A 25,564-nucleotide genomic window follows, 5' to 3' on the forward strand; every position below is an offset into this window, starting at 1 on the left:
TACCTTATGAATACAACAACACATAGTTTAATACCAGTTGACCACGACCCATTCTTCATCGGTGAGATTGAACAAGTTATTCCAACAGCTGAAACGCAATTGGAAATCTGGTTATCGTGCGCCATTGGAGGTCGTGATGCCAACTGCTCATATAATGAATCCATTTCGCTACGTTTGGAAGGTACGCTGGATACCTTAACCCTGGAACAATCGTTGCACGATATCATCCAGCGTCATGAAGCTTTGCGCTATACGTTTAGTGCAAGCGGCAGGCAAATCCATGTGACCGAAAATAGCCGGACGAAGATCCGCTACGAGGACATTTCGGATAAAACGGATACCGACCAGAAACGCTACTTAGTCGAATACGGCAACCGTGATGCGGGAGAATCTTTTGACTTGGAAAATGGGCCACTGTTCCGAATATCGTTGTTTAAATTGGCAAATGACTGCCACGTGTTGAGGTTGACTGCTCATCACATCATCTGTGACGGCTGGTCATTTGGCATTTTATTGGAAGAACTCGCGGAGATATACCAATCAAGGCTTGACAAGAGGCAACCGAAATTACAAGCGGCCATCCCTATGGCGCAATATAGCCGTGAGATGGAAGCCTATGCGAAAAGTGAAGATTATCAACGTACCCTTCGCTATTGGCTCGACAAATTTCAGGTGGTGCCCGAGCCGCTGATGCTCCCAAGGGATAGGCCCCGACCAAAGGAACGGACCTACCAAAGCCGTCGCGACGATTTTTTCTTGGATGCTGCTCTTGTACAAGATATCAAGCGGCTGGGAGCAAGCCAAGGTCTAAGTTTCGTGAATACACTTCTGATTTCTTTTGAGGTATATTTAAGTCGACTGACAGGGCAATCCGACATCGTGATCGGTTTACCCACAGCTGGTCAAGCCGCCACAGGCCATTTCAATTTGATTGGACATTGTGTAAACCTCCTCCCCATACGAAGTACCGTGGTATCTTCCACGCCATTTATTGAACATCTCAAGCGTCGGAAACCTCAGCTGCTTGATGACTATGACCACCAGCTATTCACATATGGGTCGCTACTTAAGTCACTTAAAATCAAGCGAGATGCCTCACGTATATCGTTGGTACCCATTGTGTTCAATATCGATACGGGTATGGATGCCAACGTATCTTTCCGAAATATCAAACATACGTTGACCTCCAATCCTCGGACATTTGAAAATTTCGAAATCTTCCTGAACCTGACCGGAACTCGTGACAGTTTTATTTTGGAGTGGTCTTACAACACCCATCTTTTTAACGCAGAAACCATCAAACAGATGATGGCTGATTTTGAGGGATTGCTGCGTACAGTCGTCCAGTCGCCATCGATATCGATTGGAGCGCTAAAGATTACCGATCAACTCGGCAGTGCAGAAGCAACCGCCTCAACATTACACGTAAAACAAGACTATCCACGAGATACCCCTTTCTTTCAGCTAATCAGCGCAACTGCGCAACGCATGCCCGAAAAAACGGCTGTCCGGTTTGGATCACTGTCTATATCCTACGACGAACTCGACCAGCGTTCCAACCAGTTTGCACATTACCTGCAACAACAAGGTGTCGTTCATGGTGATGTAGTTGGGCTTGCCATCGACCGATCGATAAGTCTCGTAGTCTCCCTACTCGGCATTGCCAAGGCTGGAGCAGCGTACCTTCCGCTTGATCCAGAGTACCCCAGCGAACGAATCGCTTACATGCTATCCGATTCAAATGCTAAATTACTTATTACTACCAACCAATACATCGGAACATTTTCTAACGAAGTCTTAGAAATTCCGATTGAGGGCTTTGAACTTGAACGAGAGAAATTACCTAGTCACACCGTGGAAAACCAAATCGAAGGTGATGACTTGGCGTATATTCTCTATACATCGGGTTCTACCGGTAAACCCAAAGGTGTAGAAATCGAACACCACAGTCTGACCAATTTCCTGTTAAGCATGCAACGTGAACCGGGAATAACACCGGACGATCGTCTGCTGGCTGTCACTACCATATCCTTTGATATCGCTGCCTTGGAATTATACTTACCATTGATCAGCGGTGGGGAATTGGTGTTGGCGAGCAAGGAATCAGCAAGAGATCCGCGGAAGCTGATCACGGTGATAGATAAAGAAGGGATAACGATGATGCAGGCCACCCCAGCGACTTGGCGCATGCTGATCAACGCAGGGTGGGATTCACAGAAGCGTCTTAAAATTTTGTGTGGTGGTGAAGCACTTCCCAAAGACCTTGCCGAGAAGCTATTGAAAATTGGCCGCGAAGTCTGGAATATGTATGGCCCTACCGAAACCACTATATGGTCATCGACAAAGCGACTTCGTTCAAACGAATTGGATACCATTACAGTAGGCCGTCCCATAGCAAACACATCTTTCTATGTCCTCGACGAGCAACTGGCACCTGTGCCTCAAGGTGAAGTTGGACAATTGTTCATCGGTGGAGATGGCGTAGCCCGCGGTTATCATGGGAAGCCAAACTTAACCCAAGAACGCTTCCTGCCCGATCTGACAGATTCGTCGCAACGTATGTATGCGACAGGTGATCTTGGAAAAATCAGCGAAAATGGCGAAATTGTCTGTGTGGGCCGGATGGACCATCAAATCAAAATCAGGGGGCATCGGATTGAACTAGGAGAAATTGAGCATCAACTATCCAAACAACCCGGCATCAAGGAAGCGGTGATCGTTGCCCGGGAAGATACCCCCGGCGATCAGCGGCTGGTGGCCTATATCATCCCGGAGACCGTCAATGAGCCAACCAAACCAGCAGTAACCTGGAAAGATAAATGGGACAATATCTACCTCCAAGGAATCCGTTCAGAAGCAGATTTGGACCTTGAGAACCAAAACCTTGACGTTGCTATTGTAGAACAATTGGGCAACCAAGCCGGTGACCTGAAGGAACAAACTGCTGAATGGCTGAACGGTTCGGTGGACCGCATTAAGCGGTTGACACCGAAACGAATTTTTGAAATAGGTAGTGGTGCCGGACAAGTAATGTTTGAATTGGCGGCCGAAGCAGAACAATATATTGCTACCGATTATGCCGAATCAGCTATCAAAAAATTACAAGAGAAAATTGTTGCCTCACCTGATACATTGAGCCATGCCCAAGCGCATGTTGCACCTGCTGACGATTTCAGTTGTCTCGGTGGATTGAAGCCCGATTTAGTACTTATACATAGCGTAGTGCAGTATTTCCCTGATATGGATTACCTTATCAAGGTAATCAGCGAAGCAGCCAAACATATGAGTCGGGGATGCATATTCATAGGCGATATCCAAGGTAAGAATACCTTACCTATCCATCATACGGCAGACCAGTTATATCGCACAAAAGATACAACCACCATCGCCGACTTCAAAAGAATAATCGCTAACCGGTTACGGCTGGAGGATGAGCTGACCATGGATCCGGCATTCTTTTACCGTCTTCCCGAATTAGTACCACAGATTACGGGTGTTGATGTGCAATTACGCAGAGGGAAATTCCTCAACGAAATCACCAAATATCACTACGATGTATGGCTCCACATCAATGGCAGTCAAAAGCATGTAGATCCCGTGTATACAGGAATATGGCAATCCATTGAACACACCGAACGGTTGTTGAAGCAGTATCAAGGCAAAACGGTGGCCATTCAGGGTATTCCAAACCAGCGTACAGCGCGCGACCTGGCGATTACCGCATGCTTGGAAGAATTGCGCGACGCTGACACTGTGGGCATGTTAAAGGCACGGATAGATCACATCACTAGCTCAAACAACGTCGATCCAAATGTGTTGTGGGACATCGCAAGCAGACACGGCTACCAAGCTCATGTACGGTGGTCAACCGATGGCACGGACGGCATATTCGAAGCCGTATTCATAGCTGAATCGGCTCAACAGTTACTTCCCCCACCTCCTACTTCACTTGACGGCCAAATTTCCCTTCGGGAATTTATCCGGATTCCGGGCGAAACAAAAGAAGTATCAAAGAAAGATCGATGGATAGAATGGAAATCAAACCTCCGTAAATCATTGCCTGATTACATGCTTCCGAACGATTGGGTTTTGCTCGACCGGTTCCCACTGACGAATAACAACAAAATTGACCGAAAGGCTCTTCCCAAACCGGAACAGGAAGTTATTGATAGTCATGATCATGAGACGACATTATCAGCCAACGAAAAGCTGGTTGCGGACATCTGGTCACAGGTGTTGAAAATTAATAACATTAAGTCCGAAGATGACTTTTTTGAATTGGGTGGGCATTCTTTGCTGGCTGTCGAACTCATTACACGGCTGGAAAAAACTTATGGGGTGCTACTCCCGCTGACTAGTATATTCAAACATTCCGTTTTAGCAGACTTTGCTTTACTCCTTAACGACAATAAAAGTGAAAAAAAAGACGACGGAGGGGTTATAAGCTCAGGCCTTACCCGCTCGATACCTATTATTGAGTCTCAAAAGGAAATATGGTTATCATGCATGATCGGTGGAGATGAAGCTAATCTCGCCTATAATCAATCGTTTTCCATAAAATTGGAAGGGGGATTCGACGAATTGGCTTTCCGCCGGGCGATCGAACATGTCATTGCCCGACACGAGGTCTTACGTGCGACGATAGACGAAAATGGTGAATACCTGATCATCGCAACGAGCATCACTTCTCCTGTTATTTTCGAGGATCTTTCTTCGTTGGAAAACGAAGAGGAAAAAGACATGCGATTCAAACATGATATTCAACGTCTATTAGCTACGCCGTTTAATCTTTATTCCGGACCGTTATTCAAGATTCTTGTCCACAGGCATGCCGCTGAAGTACATTACGTTACTTTAGTAATACACCACATTATTTGTGATGCGACATCTATGGATGTTTTATTGTCGGACATCAGTGCATACTACAATGCGTTTGTTGCTGGGAAACAACCCATTTTATCTGTCCCCACACCGTTCAGCGACTACGCGACTACGTATATCGAGTTTACGCAATCGGAGGCCTATGGAGCTGTGCAGCAATTTTGGCTCTCACAATACCAGAATGACATTCCGGACTTCAACCTGCCAATAGATTTCATCCGTCCAAAGGAACGGACATATAAAGGAGACCACCAAACCTTCTCTTTAAACCATGAGCATTATGCTATGCTTAAACAGGTTTCGAAAAATGCAGGCATGAGTATAGGCGCTACAATCACGGCGCTCGTCGAAATCTTTTTATATCATCGGACAGGGCAGGAAAACATCTCTCTGGGTATTACCTCAGCGGGGCAGTATTTAACCGGCCACACCAATATGGTAGGACATTGTGTAAACCTACTGCCATTACGCACCAAAATAGTTCCTGGGCAAACACTTTCTGAATATCTTTCGTCACGAAGAAATTACATCTATGACGCGTACGAACATCAACGATTGACGTTTAGCGAGTTGCTAAGAAAGCTAAATATCAAAAGAGATAAGGGGCACGTACCATTGGTGCCTTTTGTGTTGACCGTACAAATGAGCGGTGAAAATAATGTGTATTTCGAGGGTCTACACAGCCAATTCATATCCAACCCGCGAGTATCACATACCTTCGAAATCTTGCTTAATATAAGTGTCAACAATGAGGCTCAAACCGTGAGTTGTTATTGGGCGTACAATACCCAATTATTCAAAGGAGATACCATAGAACGAATGATGGATGAACTAAAGTTACTCATTCGCACAGCCGGCAACACCCCCGATGTGGCAGTCAAAGATAGTTTGCCTCTTCCCAACCCTTTCCCTGAATACGTCGATTACCCATGTGAATATCCGAGAGATAATACCTTGCTTGATTTATTTGCAAGTGGTGTAAACCGTCATCCGGATGGTATCGCAGTACAATTTGGAGGCCGTAATTTAACTTACAAAGCATTAGACGACAAGTCTACCCAATTAGCCAATCACTTAAACAACAATGCTCCTCATGCAGCTTTGATACCGATTTTCATCCAGCCATCTCCGGAGATGGTTATAGGCATTTTGGGTATTCTAAAAGCAGGAAAAGCATACGTACCTGTAGATCCTGAATTTCCGCAGCAACGTGTAAGCCATATCTTAAGTGAATGTGCATCTCCGATCATCATCAGTGACCAAGAATCGGCAATACGGTTATACAATGTAAAGACCGAACATCAAGAGATCTGCCTTTTGGACGATCCGGCCGACAGGTGCTGGACTACCGATAGTTTGAAAAACACTGATATACGACCTAAACCGGATGACAACGCCTACGTAATCTATACCTCGGGGTCTACCGGAGTTCCCAAAGGCGTAGTCATCACCCACAGGTCGCTCGTTGACTACTTCTTTGGATTAAAACAACACCTCCCGGTGTGGAATAGTTGCCAATCGTATGCACTTGGTTCTTCTATTGCTACTGACCTAGGGAATACGGTATTGTTTGGTGCACTGGTTTCAGGAGCTCAATTGCACGTATTCCGTAAAGAACAGTTCAACGATGCCGTTTATATCAAAGGCTATTTTGAAAAACATCACATTGACTGTCTGAAAATCGTACCATCGCATTGGAAATATCTTTCCGAGGCGAGCAGTGGATTATTTCCTAAAAAACTGCTGATGTTTGGGGGTGAATTGCTACCAGGGCACTTTGTAAAGACCATCGCTGATAGCGCACCGGATTGTATCGTTGTCAATCACTATGGACCAACGGAGACAACTATCGGGAAATTGTTGCACATCGTCGACAAGAACCGGGACTACGGCGTTTCGGTGCCGATTGGAAAACCGTTTTCTAATACGACCGTGCTGGTGTTAAACGCCGATATGCAGTTTTGTGCAATTGGCGTTCCCGGTGAACTATACATCGGCGGGGCCGGGCTGGCAACAGGATACCACAACAATCCAACGCTGACCGAGAGTGTCTTTATACCAAACCCCATCGAAGCTTCGAACCACCCGATTGTTTACAAGACGGGAGACGTGGTAAGGTGGAATGCGAACGGTGAAATTGAATACATTGGCAGAGACGATGACCAGGTAAAAATTAGAGGGAACCGGGTAGAGCTCGGCGAGATAGAGCGTGTAATGGCAAATCTATTAGCTATAAACCAATGTGTTGTAATAGCTGAAAAGCAAGACAACGAATTAAATAGATTGCGTGCCTTCGTCGTACCTACGGGGAGTTTTAATGCGCAGGAGGCAATTATGAAGTTAAAATCGGCTTTACCAGATTACATGGTTCCCCGAATTTGGTCAACGGTTGAAGATATTCCCAGAATGGCAAACGGAAAGATTGATAAAAGAGCTTTATCAGCATTGCCCCATCAACCCGTGCAAGACCTCCGTGATCTTCACTCTCCTCCACAAACTGACACGCAGAAACTACTTGCCACTATTTGGAAAGATGTACTACAACTCGAAACTGTCGGTATCGAGGACGACTTCTTCGAGTTGGGTGGCCATTCGCTGATTGCGGTTAAACTGATGGCACTTATCCATAAGAATTTTGGTGCAAAATTCCCCTTAGGTAGTCTCTTTGAACATTCAACAATTAAACAGCAAGCAATACTCATTGATGAAAAGCAGGATCCCATGAAATGGGATTGTGTGATACCGATAAAAAAAGAAGGAAAACTCCCCCCTCTTTATGTCGTACACGGAGCGTTTCTAGATATTTTGTACATCAGGAATTTGCTTCCCTATCTTGACGCTGAACAGCCTGTGTACGGTATACAGGGCATGGGCTTAAGTGGAAAAAGTAAACCCTTGGCCTCTGTTGAAAAAATTTCTGCATACTATGTATCAGAGATGTTGAAGCACACGCCAAATGGTCCATACGCTTTGGTGGGATATTCTTTCGGCGGTATTTTTGCTTGGGAAATAGCAAAACAACTCAAAGCACAGGGAAAGGAAGTTTCCTTCATCGGGTTGCTAGATACTTTCGTGAATGATTTCCAGTATCCAAGCTTCAAGGACAAATTACGTTTCTACCAAACACTCAGTTCGGAAGGAATCAAACAGTTCGGTTGGATTAAATTTTTGCTCTTCGCATCTGAATTCGTCTTCAGGCAGACAATTGCCAAATTTAGTTACCGGCTCTATACCAAATGCGTACATAAGCTTTTACGCTATACCAAAGATCAGGTGACTTACAGCCACCTGCATGACAAATACAAACTCGAAAAATCCGATTTCCCTTTTAATATCGTATTATTTAAAAGTCCCGAGAACCCCGCCAATCGCTACTTTGACGACCATGCAACAAATGGGTGGGCGCCATTTGTTCATCCAAACACATTTCAAATTGTACCAATTCACGAATCACACAATAATATGTTTTATGCGGATAAAGTTGCAGATTTAGGCATTAAACTTAACTATAAATTGCAAGAAACATGGTCTGAAATACGGGAGCCTGTTTAACGTGCTTATCTGGTAACATTATCCATTCGGAAATGGATATTCCGCTATCGGCGAAATGCGGGTTTTAACTATAGCGGGAAAAAAGACAATAAAAATTTGTTTGTAAGAAACATTTTATTTCTTTTGTAGTAATTTTACTACAAAAAGTGGTTTCTTGCCTGTGAAAAAAATTACATTATCAATAAACAAATTGTTATTTCTCTTATTATACTTTCTGCCATTTTGGATATCATGTGATAAAGATGCCGTGGAAATTCCACCGAAGGAAGAAGTAGTGGCTGACGATAACCCACAACAGGAACCCGAAAAGACTGAAGATAGTCCGGCACCAAACGTAAACGCGAATACCAAAAAAATTACCTTAACCGCGGATGACACTGGCAGGCTGGTCATTGATGGGAACCAACAGCAATTTGATTGTAACACCACGATAGCCATTAAGGCGGGTCAATATAATTCAATTGTGATACGTAATCTTAACGGTAATTCCGGTTGCCCTATCCGCATCGAAAATGATGGTTTGGTAGAATTTGTTGGACTCCGAAAGACGATGTCAATAGCCAACGTCTCCCATATTACCATTTCTGGCAACGGAACGCAAGGAATCGAAAGAGGATTTTTATTTAGAGATAATGAAGGCAGAGCGGTTGAATTGAGTGGCGATATTAACCATTTTACTTACCAATATGTTGAATTTAAAAATATAGGTGATTATGTGATTTCCTATAATAACAAGAAGAAATATGATGGCTCGACTTCTTCATATGCCCAAAATCTCACATTTACACATCTCAAAGCCGTTAACACCGCTTCATTGATTAATTTTCCGGGTGAAATAAACGGAGCTGAAATTGAAGGCCTGATTAGAAAACTGGAAATCTCTTATATTGACGTATCAAATTGTCCAATTGCTAGGAATGTTGTTTACATAGGCTTAGTAGAAGATTATGATGTACATGACAATACGTTTACAAATATCAATGCACAGAATGACAATCACAACGCGATGTTCCTTTTAATGGGAAACGGCAAATTCTACAATAACCATATCAGTAAGCATCAAGGAAATGCGATAAGAGCGTGGGCCGTGAGCATAGGTTCCACACCGAAAGAAATTCATATCTTCAATAACATTGTCGTCAACTCCCGCAAGTATTCTGCGTTTGAGGTCCAATCCGTTGAACGACACATGATTCCAAATAAAACCACATATGTAAACGCAAAAGTTTATCATAATACCTGTGGCGGCTTAAATGAATTGAGGGATTGGTATGGCGTTGTTGTTGATGCTTATCGATTGTTTGGCGGACAATTAGAGGTCTATAACAACTTGGCCTTTGATTTCAAGGCTCCACATCCAAAAAGCTATATAGTAAGCTATATGTCTTTGGAAGAGGGCAAACTGAAGGAATATAACAACCTATATTTTCCAACGTCTGTAGCAGCGGGATTTGCTGACCAAGAATATTTCAAGCTATCTGCCGATTCAAAAGCCTATCAAAGCGGTGTAGCCAACGCATTAAACACCGATATTTATACAAAACAACGCAATAAGAATTCACCTTCGGTCGGTGCAGTGGAATAATAGCCTGCTATAATTCTCTTTTTTTTAATAGTTCGTAAGCGTAAGTACAAGCTCTTGCCGTCAATGCCATATAAGTTAATGAGGGGTTTTGGCAGGCAGAAGATGTCATGCAGCTTCCATCTGTAATAAATACATTTTTCACTGCATGAATTTGATTATATTTGTTCAAAACTGAAGTCTTTGGGTCATTTCCCATACGCACTGTCCCCATTTCATGTACAGTGTTTCCGCCTGGCTTATCATAATCAAAACTATTTACCTGTTCAAAACCAGATTTCCTCAACATCTCAGCACATACCTCACGAATGTCTTCTTTCATACGGGCCTCATTTTCGCGGTAGGAAAAATTTACTGCAATCAAAGGCATACCCCATTTGTCCAGCCTGTCTTTATCCAATGTAATTCGATTATCTGAATAAGGTAAGCACTCTCCCCACCCTCCCATCCAGATGGACCATACGCCGGGTTTTGTAAGTTCGTCCTTGAATTTTTTTCCAAACCCAGACAGGTACTCCATCTTATTTTGCCAACTATCCCTACTACCGATACCCTGAATCTGATACCCTCTTACAAACTCTGGCCGATGATTTTCCCCAACATTCCTAAATCTAGGAATCAGGAATCCACAAGGTCTTCTACCTTTATAATAATAATCCTGATAGCCTTCATAAATACCTGAAGCTCCTGCTGACGAATGATGATCCATCAGATTCCGCCCGATCTGATCACTATCATTTCCCAATCCATCGGGGAATCTGTCCGATTTAGAGTTAAGCAGAATAGCCGCAGACGCAATGGTCGAAGCATTTAAAAAAATGATTCTTGCGTAATATTCATATACGTCGCCTGTCTCCGTGTCAATCACACGTACCCCTTTTGCCTTGTTTGATTCTTTATCATATATAATTTCCGTAACCAATGAAAAAGGCCTTAGTGTCAAGTTACCAGTTTCCATTGCTTGCGGAATTGTTGCGCTGTTGCTACTAAAATAACCTCCGTAAGGGCACCCACGTGAACATAGATTCCGGTACAGACACGGCCCCCTGCCATGCCAGCCCTTTGTTAAGTTTGCAACGCGTGCAATAGTCAATACCCTGTTGAATTGCTCTTTGATACTCTTTTCAAGATGTTGCTCAATGCAATTCAATTCCATGGGTGGTAAATAAGCACCATCAGGTAAGTGAGTTAGTCCTTCTCGGCGACCACTGACCCCTATATACCGCTCCACGTATTCATACCATGATTCGATATCCTTATATCGTATCGGCCAATCTATACCAACGCCATCTTTGACATTCGCTTCAAAATCAAGGTCACTCAACCTGTAACACTGTCTTCCCCAAACCAGTGATCTCCCTCCCACCTGATTTCCTCTAAACCAATTGAACGGTCTTTGCTGAATATAGGGCTGTTCTTTGTCATTTACGTAAAATAGTCGGTTTCCGTCATCAAATCCCTTACTTTGTATTGGATTTTCACGAATAACAGACATGTCATTATTCAACCTCAGCTTAAATTCCCACGGATGGAGCATAGCCGTTGGATAATCAACAACGTGTTTCACGTCCCTACCTCTGTCAAGCAGCAAGGTCTTTAATCCTTTCTTACATAGTTCCATGGCCGCCCATCCACCACTAATGCCCGAACCGATGACGATCGCATCGTATACATGCTGTTTACTGATATAATCGTTAATATACATGTTTCAAGCGTTTAGTTACAGAAGACCATTGCTTTTAGTTCATTCTTTTATCAACTAAAAGCCGAACTCCCAATTGGATTTTTCCCATTATTCAAATGTTTCAATATAACACGCAATACATTTTCTGTAATTTTTTCCCAGCTATGAGATCTAGCTAATTCAACCCGTTCCTGAACCCGGTCGGAATCATTTTCGTTCAAGCTAGCTTCAATTTCATTTAAAAAATCTTCTTGATTTGATGCCAATTTAACAACTGGACTGAAAACCTGCTTCATGACATGGGTTTGAGTGGCAACCGTAGGACGACCCATTGCCAAATACTCGTCAATTTTCAACGGATAGTTCTCGTTTGTGATTTCATTAATAGCCTGCGGATTAATGCACACATCAAAATACTTAATATATGCCGGAACCTGTTTAGTATCTTTCTTGCCAAGAAAATAGACGTTGGTCAGCTTATGCAATTGACTGTTGGCGAAAGCATCATCTTCGGAGCCGACTAGAACAAAATTCCACATTGGCCTAGAGACCGCCAAATAAACTATCAAATCAATATCTAACCGCATGGCTAACAGCGCTCCAACATAACCGACAATCGGACGGTCTTTAAGCCGCTTAAGATCCTCTGGGCACTCGGGGTACTTGTTAATGTCAAACAGCTCGACATTGCACCCATTGCCTATATAGTAGCTGTTGCTGTTGAATGGTTTTGCTCGGTCAGTAAATCCGGGCGAATTACAGAGTACCAAATCAGATTTTTCTATCAACTTGGGCTCCAATTTCGCTCCATGCCGCTTCCAATACTTCATCCCAACGATATAATCTCTATCCAGATAGACATATAACAATGGATTTAGTAACTCTTTCAAGTAAAAACTCCGATATATATCCTTATCATTGATTAAAATAAACTGCTTAAAACCAATACTTTTTAGTACTTTTTTAAATTCTTTTGCAAGACGTTTATTATTTCGTCTATTAAGAAGTGAAAAAATACCTGTATGGGGTATCCAGTTGATTGAGTCAATAATTGTTTGTGGATTCAAGACCCACATATTAGCTGAAGTTTGTCGTAGATAATTATCCTTAGATTGACTCCGGATCAGGCGAATATGTTCTTTTATATAAGAATCAGATTTCCCTGAATAATAGGTTCTCATATCAATGGGTGCATTGATATATAATACCTTATGCCGTTTAGCTAATTCTTTGGCGAGATTGGTAGATGTCGAATCGCGATCTGTATGTATCCTCTGTAGGCTCACAAAAACAAAACTCAACGTATTCATGTATATTTTCTTTATCATTTAATTCAGTCCACACTAAAATTGATTAAAAAATTATTTCCTCAAATTATGAATCGGTTTTTCGATTCTGGACTTGGCGACTTTCTCACAATTCGAGTTTAAATCCACAATTAAGCCGTAGCCCAAGCTTTTTGGCCCTTTTCTAATACTGTACATGGTTCATATTGCATGGGAATGTAGTCATAAGCCAATCCCTTCGTGCAACCGGCTTCTGAAGTACAGTATCCGATGACCGTCAATTGCCTTATTAGCGGAAAGAATGGACGACCAAATAACTTGTTCTTTATTTTAGACCATAAATAAACCGATTCCATCCAATGTTCATCCCGTTCAAAATGAGTTAAGACGTCCATCCTTTCCTTTTCTGTGCATGTGATAAATTCTCGCTGAAAATGGTTCAAGCAATAGATGTCTATTGCTTTTAAACCGTCGATAAACGTACGCTGCTCAAAAGACGATATTCCATGCTCCACCATCTCCATTACAAACTCTGCAACTTTAGCATCTTTCGCCCCTGGAGTATCGGTACGTGGGATAATCATTTCTGTCAATTCATCGATCAGTGCTTTCTTTTCCCGCAAATCAGATAGACGCACCGGCATTGCCCAACGCCACCATTTAACGGTCAAGGCAAGCACTACAACTAAAATGATTGCAATGACAGCACCTCTTCTATTCATGCTATTTAGTCGTTTCTCCCCGTTCATAGTGCTTTGTAGCTATAGAAATTGTATTGGCTTTTCTAGCCTTTACCAATGAGACCAACTGATAACCAATGAATAGTGGAATCCCTTTTAATGAAGCATAAATTTGCTTATCAGCTTCAGAATGGTGTAATGACAGGAAAAAACCTCCTACAAAGGCCAATATGCCAACAATCCAAGCGATTGCCACCCAAATGTTTATAAAGACATTGATCAAAAAGAAAACAAGCGATAATGCCAGCAAAATAAATAAAGGGGGTCTCAACAGAGTAAAGCCGAAAAGTAATTGATTTACATTGGCATTGAGAATCCCCTTGCCCATTAGCGAAAAGCCAAACCTGAAGTACTTAAACCATGTATTAATCCATCGGGAACGTTGTTTAACTAGTTGATCGGTATATGCTGTTTTTTCATCGTAAACGATTGCATGTTGATTAAAAGCAATGCGTTTACTCCGCTTGAGAATTTCGAACTGAAGTACTTTATCAAAACCTGCCCCCCTAATGTCCAACTGTGTTAAACATTCCCGATACAGTGATACGGTAAAAGCCATGCCTGAACCGGCTAAGGTAGCAGACGAGCCTACACCGAATAATATTTTGCCGTCATAGAAATGGTAATACAGGTCGCGTGCCGCATCTAGGCAGGCATACATAGTATTTTTATTTTTGGCGTTGCGAACACCCTGTACAGCTAAAAAACCATCATTGAATGAACGATCTAACTCATGAAGATAATTTTCGTCAACCAAATTGTCGCTGTCAATGATGGTCAGTCGCTCATGCGGACGCCTGAAATGCTGGATAGCATAGAAATGTGATCGCGTGTTACTCGATAATACCTGTTCGGGCCTAAGCAAAATGACTCGCTCATCTGCAAAATGCAACGTAGACACGTCACACTTATCTGCAACAATATAAATCAGGTAATTGGTATGCTTTGATCTTAGAATGGACGCTACGACCGCAGGTAACATATGAGTTTGTTCGTACGCAGTAACGATAATTGCATAGTCCCCTTCGGGAACCGATTGTTCAGTTGTATTTACTCGCTTCATTTTCATGAGATAAACGAGATAGAGTAATAGCGGCCAAAACAAGTGTATCCCTATTAAGGTTTGCGCAACATACCAAAATCCATCTAATAATATTGTACTGTAGATCATAACGTTTCCTTCACTTCCTGTATGGCCGAATAAATAGCATTTACCGAATTTTCCCAAGAATGACTTTGTGCGATCGCTTTTCTTTTATTACGTAATTCTTCACAATCTTCCTTCATTGCCAACTCAATAAAATCCACATATTCTTCCTTATTTTTAGCTAAATAAGTCACCTCAGAAAATATTTCCATGGCATGTGTCAGTAAGGCCACAACGGGCTTACCCATAATCAGGTATTCATCGATCTTCCGGGGATAATTGCCAATGGTCAACGGAGTAAGAAACTGTGGATTAATACAAACATCAAACGCGTTGATGTATTTTGGCAATTCATTACCCTTTTTCATGCCTAAAAAGATGATATTGGGTGCTTTATGTAGTACACTTTGTTTAAAGCCTTGATCTTCGGGGCCAACCAACACTAGTTTCCACTCCGGCCTAGAGCTGGCGATGTAAGCTAAGGTCTCAATATCCAAACGACTACTGTGTAATACCCCTACATAACCGATAATCTTTCCCGTTATGCTTTTTATGTCACTTGGCCTAGTTTGATCAACATCATTAAACAGTTCGAGATTAAATCCCTGGCCTATATAGTGAGAGTTTGGATTATATTGTTTGCAATAATTTGTCAAATACATGGAGTTGGCAACACAGAGGTCATTTTTCCGAATGATGTCTGGTTCCAATGCAGCAGCACGTTTGCTCCAATAGGGCGCAGCCAAAATGAAGTCTCGGGAATAATAAACAGCTACCTCCGGATTCAGATATTCCTTTAAGTAACGGCATTTCAGGATTTCATTATCATTGAAAAGAATAAACTTATCAAAGTTCAGTTCTTTTAAATATTTTTTAATAGCCTTTGCAAACCGCTTATTGTTAAGTTTGTTGATTAGATTGAATAATGACCATAATTCAATCCAATTGATGGATTCCACTATGCAATCCGGATAAAGTACCCATAGATTTTCGTTGATTTGACTAAACCCACTTTCTTTTCCACAAACGACATTTAGCCTGCGTCTAACATAAGGTTGCCTTCTGTGATACAAGGACGTATAGCGATCAAGTGGTGAATTAACATACAGTACACGGTTCTTTCGGCTAAATTCTATGGCGATATCCTTACAGTTGCTGCCCAATTCAGTATCCCATGGCTGTTGCCCAACGATTACAATATTTTCACCTTGCATATATAGAGCTATTGTTAACGGTAATTGCTATATCCATTATGTTTCTTATACGCTTTCTTTCCTACATAGAAGCCCCAAAAAAAAGCGATCAGCCCTGGAATAACAAAAATTTCGAAAGGCATATTATCTCAATTTAAGATCAGTCATTTGGTGTCCTTAAGTTCCATTCAAACTATGTTAAATACATTTTCATGTTTCCTTTGTCCTTTTTAATGAACAATACTCAATTGATTGAAATTACTGCAATAGCAGAGATTAATATTTATTTTATCAGTATGAATACCTTTTATATTGATTGTTGAGTTTTTAATTTCCGTTTCAAAAAAAGTTTCAATTCATTTGGCCAATATTTATTCATAAAAGGCTTTTCGAAAATCAAGTAGCTGAAAGCACTAATAACGAGCACTACAGGAATATAGAGCAACAATTGAACAAGCAAGTTTAGTCCATAGCTGTTAGAAATCTGAAAGTGTTTTGTTATTCGAATAAACAGCTCAGCCAAAGGCAAATGAATCAAATATATTGTGTAACACATACCTCCTATAGAGGTAATCCATCTATTTGTAAGGAATGTGTTGACGTATTTTGCCCTAAAAACTGAATAAAAAAATAAAAACAAACAACTGATTACCAATATTCTGCTTAAGAATTCAAAATTCCAACTCCAAACAACAATCAAACAAGCAAACGCTCCTACCGCCAGCACATCATATGCGATGCGCTTTTTCCTAATGTGCCAATCACAGATAAACAAGTCGGCCAACAAAAATCCTACTATAAAATAGTGGATATGTCCCAATATTGTCAGGCTGGGTAGTCCCCGAAAAGTTTCACCATACTGCTGTAATCCCATCATCAGTAATAAAATCCCTATATTAGCAATACGCCTTACTACCTTATTGCGAATAGAGAAGAAAAGCAGCGCAAGCAGCGGAGCCAACAAGTAAAATTGAACCTCGATTTCCAATGTCCATGTTGGCGGGTTAAACGGGGACCATTCTCCGAAAATCAGGCTATGTGTATAAGTAATCCCTGCAAGATAGTTGGGTAAATAAGCCGCAAAAGAAGTACCATTAATAAACACGAAGATAATATAAAAAATCGTCATCCAAACAATATAAGGAGGCTCCAGCCGGGTAACGCGCCGCCAATAGTAAGCTCTATAATTCACTTCTCGCCCCCCTTTTAACCGGTGAGTGGCGAACGGAAGTGCCAGTATAAACCCACTGATGACAAAAAAAAGATAAACTCCCAGAAATCCCCTAGCTGCTAGAAAATTGATAACACTATTAGCAGGATCTTCAGCAAATGTAACTGTTGTATTCCGAAGAAAGCGCTCATTCAAATGCTGAACTAGCACTGGTATAATGGCCATAAATCTGAGACCGTCAATTTCGCGGATGAGTTTACCCCCGGAGGTTATCCGGGTAAGCTTTTCGGGTAGTTTATTCAGTTGTCTAAAAATACGTTCCACAGCATTCACTATTTGATTCGGTCAGTATGTTGACGTGACAACGGCCGAACTATTCTTCTCCGCAGAATCAGTGCCTGCACTTTCTTGTTTGTCGTCAATATATTTTTGCGAGTATATCACCAACCCCCATGATAAATACACAATAACGGATGAGGGAAAACCGTTAATAACTTCGTTTCCATAACTACAGATAAAAATGCCGATGCTGCCGGAAGTTAATGCAATGAGCTTAACGCGAAGCGAATCATCGCGTATCCGCCATACGATACCACAACACTTGCCGATGAGATACATGTTAATAATGAACCAGATAGTCATCCCGGTAATGCCGTACATTACCCACACCTTAACCCAATAACTATCTGGGGGTATGGTAGACAGTATTTTGTCGGGGTTATACAGCGTACCATTCGAACCGCTGACTCCAACTCCTCCACCAAATGGCAGATCGGCAAGAATAGTACGTAGCTTCTGTTGATTTTCAAAACGAACATTAAGTGACGCATCTTCGGGGTTAAGCGCTGTTCGCAAACGTCGGATTTGGTAGGACCCTTGGCCAATCGTTGTATATTTCAGAAAAGCGATAAAGCACAACAATGCCAATGAGCCTATGATAAATATTTTGAATTTTTTACTCAAAAATATCGCTGCAGCCCCGCCACTTACCAAAGCAAAGAGGGCTCCGCGTGTTCCGGATATCAACATTCCGTATAGCAGAATACCCGCACAGATAAATAAACATATTTTTTTCCATCGTTTGAATGGGCCGAATGCCAGTATAAGTGCGATTAGCCCAATATGTGCCTGTGATGCACCAAACTGACCGGCGTCGGTATAAAACGAAAATACACGGAGCTGGCCGAATAATACATGGGTAAATTTTGGCCCAGACTCAAGCCATGCCTGTTCTCCGGCAGAGACACCGAGGAAAAGTTGCTTCATCCCGTAAATTGTACTGATAACTGATAATATAATGATCAGCTTAAGAAAGTTGTTAAGATCTTTTCGGGTGTCCAGTAATATAAAAGCCAACGGCGCTATCAAAAGCCAGTTGAGCATTGTAAACCGTACCTCGTGTAGCCATCCCATGATGCTCACTGCCTGCGGATTAAATAGCTGAAGGATATTGATCACTCCCCAAAAGCCGACTAAGTAAACGTAGTCGTTATTTAGCTTTGCCAAATTATACTTTCTTCCGCTGAATAGAATCGCTATCCACGGGATGAATAATAAGATGTCTATAAAATTACCAAATTTAATGTCGTCATTGTGACGTAATAGAAAAGGTACAATAAAACAGTAGACTACATAAACCCAAAAGCCAATTTTGGGATCCTTGAATACGACAAAAAAATAAAGCGTCGCTAAAACGACGCCAATCAGCAAAATTGGAACAAGTACGCCGAAGGTAACGGTTGTTATACTCACAGATAATGCAATGATGATACCTATGATTCCGAACACCAAATGTTTATTGTTGACAAAATTTACCATAAAATCGCCTTTGCGTATTGGGTTTTGTATTAAGCCTTGTAATTTAAAGCTACTCCGCACCAAGAAACTTAAACCATACTCTTCAGATTTTCACGTCTAGTTTTATTTAATATCCAGCCTAAAAAGCCTGGATTACTTTTTAAATAAGTTGACACGTTGCTATAATCTTCCGAGAACTGGGTTCCTGCTTTGTAAACCGCAATGGACTTATCTGTAAAAAACAACCATTCATCTGCGCTATTGGCGGCACCGTTCATGTTAACAATATCGACTATCACCAAATCAAAACTCTGCCTCAACAATTCAAACCCTGAAGCCAATGTTGATTCATCCTGTACTTCCAAAAGAGAATTTATTTCACGGTTCCGATCCAAAATGGTAAGCTTTCCGTCAGTATCGATTTCTCTTTTGACTAAAAATCGCTCGAAATTATAAGAATTAATCCCCCCCCCTCCTCTCTCATTCGTGTTAGTAGTGATCATTTGGGATAAGTTATCGTAATTTTCTCCGATCAATAATACCCGTTTTCCCGTTAACATGAATGCATAGGCCAAGCCCGCACAAAAAAAGGTTTTTCCATCGTCATCATGCACCCCCGTCACGCCTAAAATTTTCGCATTGGATTCATTCATAAGCTTGCTAATCTTGAATCGGATTGACCGGAGCAATGCTTTATAAGTTCCGAAATCTTTATTCCCGCTTTGATCGTTCCATATTGTATTAATATCAGTATTTTGTCCGGGAATAAAATTCAGATTTCCGATCACGTTAGAAGCTACGAAATTGGCCAACTCTTCAACCGTGTTTACCCTTCTATTGGCTATAAACATTAAGAATAAGATCGAAAAGCAAAGAGAAAAACTTGCTACACCACTAAGTCCCAAATAAATAATTTTCTTTGAGTTCTCAGGTGGTCCGGGAAGGCCTGGTTCGGCAATTCCAAGTCTGAAAGATGTGGACGTATTCAAGCTTGCTTGATTATACCGGTTCAGCGCGTCCATATAATCCCGAGAAGCAATATCTGCTTCTCTTTCCAACTTTTGCACATCGGCATCGGCCGGCACCATACCTCCGTATCTAGCGCGGAGCCCATTCAGTTCAGACTGTATAGACTTCATGCTGTTCTCAGCCAACGCCAATTGTGTCTCCATCTGCATCCGCTCATTTATCAGGCTTTCTCGAAGAATACGAGGATTAGCCCCTGAAGTAGTCGATGATTGACGTATTTTAGCCGTTTTTAGTCTTGTCAAAGAATCAACAACCCGCTTATCATCAACATTGAAGTTATTCTCCACATAACGCCTGTTCGCAATTTCTAGTTGCTGTTCGATTTGGATAATTTCGTTATTTGTGGCCAATGTATTACTCCCCAGCTCCACATCTCCGTCATCATTTAACCGTTGATTTATCCTGGCAATTGCGCCTCTCAATGACTCGATTTGCTGAATGGTTTTAGACCTTCTAGACTCAACTTCAGCAATCTGCTGATAAACTACCTGAGATTGAGAATTTAAATTCAAGGCCCCGCTAGCAGATTTGTAACCACTCAATGCGGCGTTACGTTCGTTCATCTGCCGCTCTTTAGCACGCAATAACGAATCAAGGAGTACAAGCGAATTTTCTTGGTTTGAAGAAATTGACGTAGTATAGAAGAAAATAAACTCTTTCGCTATCGTATTGACGACGAAAGCCGATAATTCCGGGTTTTCGGAAGAGTAACCTATTTGGATAAAATCGCTGTTTCCACTGCGTTGAATCGTCAAGCCATCCAACAAGCTATGCTCATCGTACCCCATGGAAGCTGCGATATCAAATAAATTCATTTCATCGATCCAATCGGTGGTAGTCAGCACCTTTCCGTCTGCCAAATGTTGTTGGTAAGTTTTGATAAGCAACCGACGTTGTTTATCTGATAGTTTTTGCAGGTCATCAGTTAACGGTCTGAATGGCTGATCGGATTGCATCAAGTCATGAAGTATCAAACGATAGGTTAGTGAACTGATGACTCTTTTCATCTTCATCATTTCAATGATATTCCCGAATAGTTGACTAGCTTTAAAATAATCAACCTGCTGTCCGTTCAAAACAAGTTTGGCTTGATCAACTATTCCCGTTGAAAGCAAAGTCTGGGACCTAAATGTGGAAGGCATGTCTCTGAGTAAGTAAGCCGTCGCGGCGATGCTAATTAAGGGAACTGCGATAATAATCCACTTGTACCGTAACAAGTATTTGATAAATGCTTTAATGTTTATCATATTTAGTATTTCCTTTTCGTACCAACTTATTTTTCTAACCCACTTACTCGGTCAATGATATTCCGATGATTTCCTCTAAAGCGTCTTTGGCCTTCAAAAAAGCCACTTCCGAAGCCAATTGGACAGACATTGCCGTAGACATTGACGTACGTGCTTGGGCATAAACGTCAAACTCTACTTCGCCACGTTCGTATTTGAATTGCATATCTGAAAGTGCGGTTTTAGCGTCTTGAGAGTCCTGTACACGGATTTTCAATTCATTTCGAACCTTTATAAAATCATAGTAACGAGATTTTACCTCATTTTCCAGTGTTACTTCGTATTCCTCATTTTCGAGCTTAGCAACTTTATATTGTTGCTTAGCTTGCTTCACCTGAAATGGCTTTTGAAAAAAGCTACCTAAATTGACAGATGCCCCGAACTGGAAACCATTGAATACGAAAGGGTTCACCGTATTAATTACCGTCCTATTGTTAGGTCTATAAAAATAGGATGCATTGAACATCTCCAAATAGGACAATTTAGCCATAGGAACTTGACTCTTTGCACTCGCTTCCTGAGCTTCAAAGATCTTCTTTCTTGGATAATTCACTTTTGCCAATCGGATATATTCTTGAAGCTGCTCATAATTTATCTCTTCGATGACGGATTCCTGAGCATTGGTTGTTTTTCCTAATAGAAATAGGAGTAAAAGAGATACTAATATAATTTTAGACATGGCAATGTTGTGTTGTCGTTATAAATTCTAATAGAAATTGTTAAATCCGTATTAATTGAACGTCCATTCAAATGAGAAAGTGTTGTTATCATATCATGAGCAAAAATGCTGTCTTTCTCTTTCATAAGTGCACAAAAGTATTTATAATCCACCAAACCCGAGTTTGTCTGTGACCAAAATATTATTTAGTGTAGCATAAAAACTACAGCTAAGATTGGATATCCTTTCCGCATGTGGATGAAATCCTACAAAAGGCCAAATCGACAACAAATAATGTACTAGTAAGGAAGCTTCCATACTATCTTTGCCTACAGTAAAGCTTTGGCAAACTAAGCGGTTTTTCTAATTTTTCCCTGTTTTATATGATTGCAAAAAGATTAAATATTTTATTTATTGTTCCTGACTTTCCTCTCATTTCTGAAACCTTTATTGTAAATCAAATTATTTACCTATTAGATAATGGGCACAACGTCAAACTATTGGCTTACAATCAACCTAATCACCCAATAAATAGAAAGGTTGCCGAATACCGACTAATAGAAAAGACTACTTTCTTAGGTATACCTCGTTCGCCAACAAAAAAGATCGCGAAGTTTTGTAAACTATTCTTCCAACAAAGGGGGGCCAGTGCATTCAAGTCTTTCAATATTTTCCGGTTTAAATTCAGCGTGCTAACACTGTCTCCTTTCTTTAAATATGTAGCGTTAAAAGACGTAGATGACAACTACGATATTGTACACGCCCATTTTGGTTTCGCGAGTGAATTGTTTTTTGACGGCAGTTTTTTTGGGTTCTTTGGAACCAGCAAGTTGGTTGTCACGTTTCATGGATACGATATGCATCCCGGTGATATCGCAAAAAACCGTAAACGTTATAAAAGGCTATTCCAACATAATACGCTCATCACCGTAAACAATGAATACGGAAAAGCACTGTTGGCTAAGATAAATCCAAACTACAAAAACATAAAATTGCTACCTGTAGGGCTAGACACAGAATATTACAAACCTATTGCGACAAAAGATCAACAACAAGAAGTCACTGTCTTGTTCTGCGGAAGGTTAATTGCGCTCAAAGGATGCTTATTAGTTGTTGAGATTGCAAATGCACTGGTCAATCAAGGAAGTCGGAAAAATATGCGGTTCAACATAATCGGAGAAGGAGAAGAATTTGATCGTATTGAAAAACTAATAGCCAACTATAACTTAAACGGCTATGTAAGCTTATTGGGCATGAAAACACAAGATGAGGTTATTCATTCAATGAAGCATTCCGACATATTTATTTTGCCTGGTATTACAGAGGAATCTGGCAGGGCGGAGACACAGGGTTTAGTTATTCAAGAAGCGCAGGCTATGGAACTCCCTGTTATCGTTTCTGATGCCGGTGGGATGAAGTATGGGGTATTGGATGGAATAACGGGATTTGTCATTCAGGAAAATAATATAAATAAGTTTTGTGACAGCATAGCCCTATTGGCTGATAATCCGGATTTACGATTAAAAATGGGTTGTGCTGGCAGAGAATATGTAAAACAACATTTTGATTCTCAAGTATTAGGCCGAAATTTAGAAGGTTACTATTATAAGTTACTTGCCGAGGAAGATCACTAAGGGCTTTTTGCTCTGAAACTAACAGATCAGCTACGGCTTTTTATAACCCGAATTCAACTCCAATTGTTATGCGGTTATAGGAATTTGCACATACCTGCTATATTCCATAAAAAATTGATAAAAACGAAAACAGCTTTTAACCTTTGAGGAAATTTCTGACATTAACAATCTGATAAAATTTTACCTTGGTGTAGTTGGTTATAAACCAGGGAGCCAAATAGCAAGCCGCACCAACAATCACTCCTATGACAATCACTGCAATCGGCTGACTATCGGAAACAAAGAAATATTTAACCGAAAAACACACAATTCCACTGAATAAGGAGAAAAGTACAACATGTATGATCTCCTTAAAAAACAATGACATGGTAATAGGCGAATAACGAAAACAATAAATTAAGCAGGGAGCCAATAATACGTAGTTAATGAAAATATAAGACAGGATAACACCATTCAATCCCCATCGTGCACCAATTATATATCCCAATACTGTGCATACCGCACTAAGGGTACCCCAAATAAAATATCGTTTCGTTTGTCCCATCGTAATCATGACAACACCAGTTGTACCAGCAACGGGTTGTATGAAAGCAGCTATTGCTAATAGCTGAAAAATCGGTGCTGCCTCAACCCATTGAGGACCTAATATAATCAGGATAACCTCTTTAGCAAATACTGCCAAATAAACAACCAGAGGCATGGAAAAAAAAGCAAGTATAAAAATATACCGTTGATAAAAAAGCCGATACTTTTCACTGTCTTTCTGCAATGAACTGAGAGCAGGCATGGCGACGGAATTCAGGGGAACTCTTAGCTGTGTGATGGGCAGCATAAGCAGTTGATAGGACCGATCGTATAAACCTAATACCGTTGCACCGATGAATCGGCCGATAATCGCTTTATCTGCGTTTCTAGAAAAATAATTAACTAAGTCAAATCCCGTAATACCCATTCCAAAACGCATAAATTCATTTATTTTGGATAGATTCATAACAAAATTCGGCCGCCAATCACATAAAATCCATAATAGTAAAGTATTTGAAATAGAAAAAGAAACGGTGATAGAAACGATTGCCCAATAATCAAACCCAAACCACGCCATCGTTATACCTACTGTTATACTAATACCTGTTGAAATGATTTGGACCGTTGATAATCGACCAAATTTCATTTGCCTCTTCATCAATGCATTGTGTTGCAATCCAAACCCGGTAATAAAAAGGCTGAATGCAAAGGCCCAAGTGATGTGCAACAACCGAGGTTCTTTATAAAAGATAACCAGCAAGGGAGAAATACCTGAAATAAGCAATGAAATGGCTAAAGAAATAAAAATATTAATCCAAAACAACGTGCTTACCTGCTTCTGTGAAATCCTTTCTTTTTGTACTACGGCGGCGGAAAACCCCAAATCTTTAAAAATCACAACAAATCCAGTAAATACAGTGACCATAGCAACCAGGCCAAAGCTATCAGGAGAAACTAGACGACTTATGACCATCGTTGACAACATTGTCATCGCAAAAGAGAGTAATTGTGCAACTATTGTTTTTACGCCCCCACGAACTGAATGGTGCTTAATATTATCTGCAAGATGAAGGGTATCAAACCACTTTGTATATATCGCCTTTTGCAATAGCATGTTTTATTAAAAGTAATAGAAATTCTCTAACCGCTTACCAATACTATAGAGACGTCAAAAGTATTCTTATCCATTCAAATGATCATTAGGTAATAGTTAAAATATCACAGATTGTAGCAAAAGAACTACATAATTAAGCCAACTCCGAAACATCAGCAGCTAAAGAATTCTCCCTTAAAAAATACAAGTAATAGATTCTTTTTAGGGTCTGTAAAATGAACTGTGTCAAGGGGTGTTTCCCAGCCCCGCGGGGCTGGGAAACACCCCTTGTGCTTACTGCAAATC

General features: G+C 40.9%; 13 protein-coding genes. 3 read left to right on the forward strand and 10 right to left on the reverse strand.

Annotated features, from left to right (window positions below; translation table 11 throughout):
* Positions 1-6 precede the first annotated feature (6 nt).
* The gene (locus IEX60_RS11420; protein WP_188750681.1) at positions 7-8,433 is read left to right on the forward strand and encodes a non-ribosomal peptide synthetase; all 8,427 of its coding nucleotides are present in this window, start codon (positions 7-9) and stop codon (positions 8,431-8,433) included.
* 160 nt (positions 8,434-8,593) lie between these two features.
* Positions 8,594-10,018 carry a hypothetical protein gene (locus tag IEX60_RS11425; RefSeq protein WP_188750684.1) on the forward strand — a complete coding sequence of 475 codons (1,425 nt, stop codon included), beginning with the start codon at positions 8,594-8,596 and terminating at the stop codon, positions 10,016-10,018.
* A gap of 7 nt (positions 10,019-10,025) precedes the next feature.
* Here IEX60_RS11425 and IEX60_RS11430 read toward each other — a convergent pair whose 3' ends face one another.
* The 9 genes from IEX60_RS11430 to IEX60_RS11470 all read right to left on the reverse strand — a co-directional run bounded on the left by IEX60_RS11430 (position 10,026) and on the right by IEX60_RS11470 (position 22,027).
* Complete coding sequence (locus IEX60_RS11430) at positions 10,026-11,720, reverse strand: FAD-dependent oxidoreductase (RefSeq protein ID WP_188750685.1); 1,695 nt, start codon at positions 11,718-11,720, stop codon at positions 10,026-10,028.
* A 50-nt stretch (positions 11,721-11,770) separates the two neighbouring features.
* The gene (locus IEX60_RS11435; RefSeq protein WP_229717532.1) at positions 11,771-13,009 is read right to left on the reverse strand and encodes a glycosyltransferase; all 1,239 of its coding nucleotides are present in this window, start codon (positions 13,007-13,009) and stop codon (positions 11,771-11,773) included.
* Between the two features lie 128 nt (positions 13,010-13,137).
* On the reverse strand, positions 13,138-13,707 hold the full coding sequence (locus IEX60_RS11440; RefSeq protein ID WP_188750687.1) for a gluconate 2-dehydrogenase subunit 3 family protein: 570 nt from the start codon (positions 13,705-13,707) through the stop codon (positions 13,138-13,140).
* Between the two features lies 1 nt (position 13,708).
* The gene (locus tag IEX60_RS11445; protein ID WP_308420746.1) at positions 13,709-14,788 is read right to left on the reverse strand and encodes a glycosyltransferase; all 1,080 of its coding nucleotides are present in this window, start codon (positions 14,786-14,788) and stop codon (positions 13,709-13,711) included.
* A 104-nt stretch (positions 14,789-14,892) separates the two neighbouring features.
* Positions 14,893-16,086, reverse strand: coding sequence for a glycosyltransferase (locus IEX60_RS11450; protein ID WP_188750691.1), 1,194 nt, complete (start codon positions 16,084-16,086; stop codon positions 14,893-14,895).
* A gap of 286 nt (positions 16,087-16,372) precedes the next feature.
* The gene (locus tag IEX60_RS11455; RefSeq protein ID WP_188750693.1) at positions 16,373-17,560 is read right to left on the reverse strand and encodes an acyltransferase family protein; all 1,188 of its coding nucleotides are present in this window, start codon (positions 17,558-17,560) and stop codon (positions 16,373-16,375) included.
* Positions 17,561-17,581: 21 nt separating this feature from the next.
* Positions 17,582-18,742, reverse strand: a complete 1,161-nt coding sequence (locus IEX60_RS11460) for an O-antigen ligase family protein (RefSeq protein ID WP_188750694.1) — start codon at positions 18,740-18,742, stop codon at positions 17,582-17,584.
* Positions 18,743-19,122: 380 nt separating this feature from the next.
* Positions 19,123-21,309, reverse strand: coding sequence for a GumC family protein (locus IEX60_RS11465; RefSeq protein ID WP_188750696.1), 2,187 nt, complete (start codon positions 21,307-21,309; stop codon positions 19,123-19,125).
* A gap of 43 nt (positions 21,310-21,352) precedes the next feature.
* Complete coding sequence (locus IEX60_RS11470) at positions 21,353-22,027, reverse strand: TolC family protein (protein WP_188750698.1); 675 nt, start codon at positions 22,025-22,027, stop codon at positions 21,353-21,355.
* A 362-nt stretch (positions 22,028-22,389) separates the two neighbouring features.
* On the opposite strand from IEX60_RS11470, the gene IEX60_RS11475 reads away from it, so the two are divergent.
* Positions 22,390-23,640 (forward strand): glycosyltransferase, encoded by a 1,251-nt coding sequence (locus IEX60_RS11475; protein ID WP_188750700.1) that lies wholly within the window; start codon positions 22,390-22,392, stop codon positions 23,638-23,640.
* A gap of 136 nt (positions 23,641-23,776) precedes the next feature.
* Here IEX60_RS11475 and IEX60_RS11480 read toward each other — a convergent pair whose 3' ends face one another.
* Positions 23,777-25,279, reverse strand: coding sequence for a lipopolysaccharide biosynthesis protein (locus IEX60_RS11480; RefSeq protein WP_188750702.1), 1,503 nt, complete (start codon positions 25,277-25,279; stop codon positions 23,777-23,779).
* Between the last annotated feature and the right edge of the window lie 285 nt (positions 25,280-25,564).

The sequence above is a fragment of the Parapedobacter defluvii genome, assembly GCF_014642075.1.
In the GTDB taxonomy this organism is placed as follows: domain Bacteria; phylum Bacteroidota; class Bacteroidia; order Sphingobacteriales; family Sphingobacteriaceae; genus Parapedobacter; species Parapedobacter defluvii.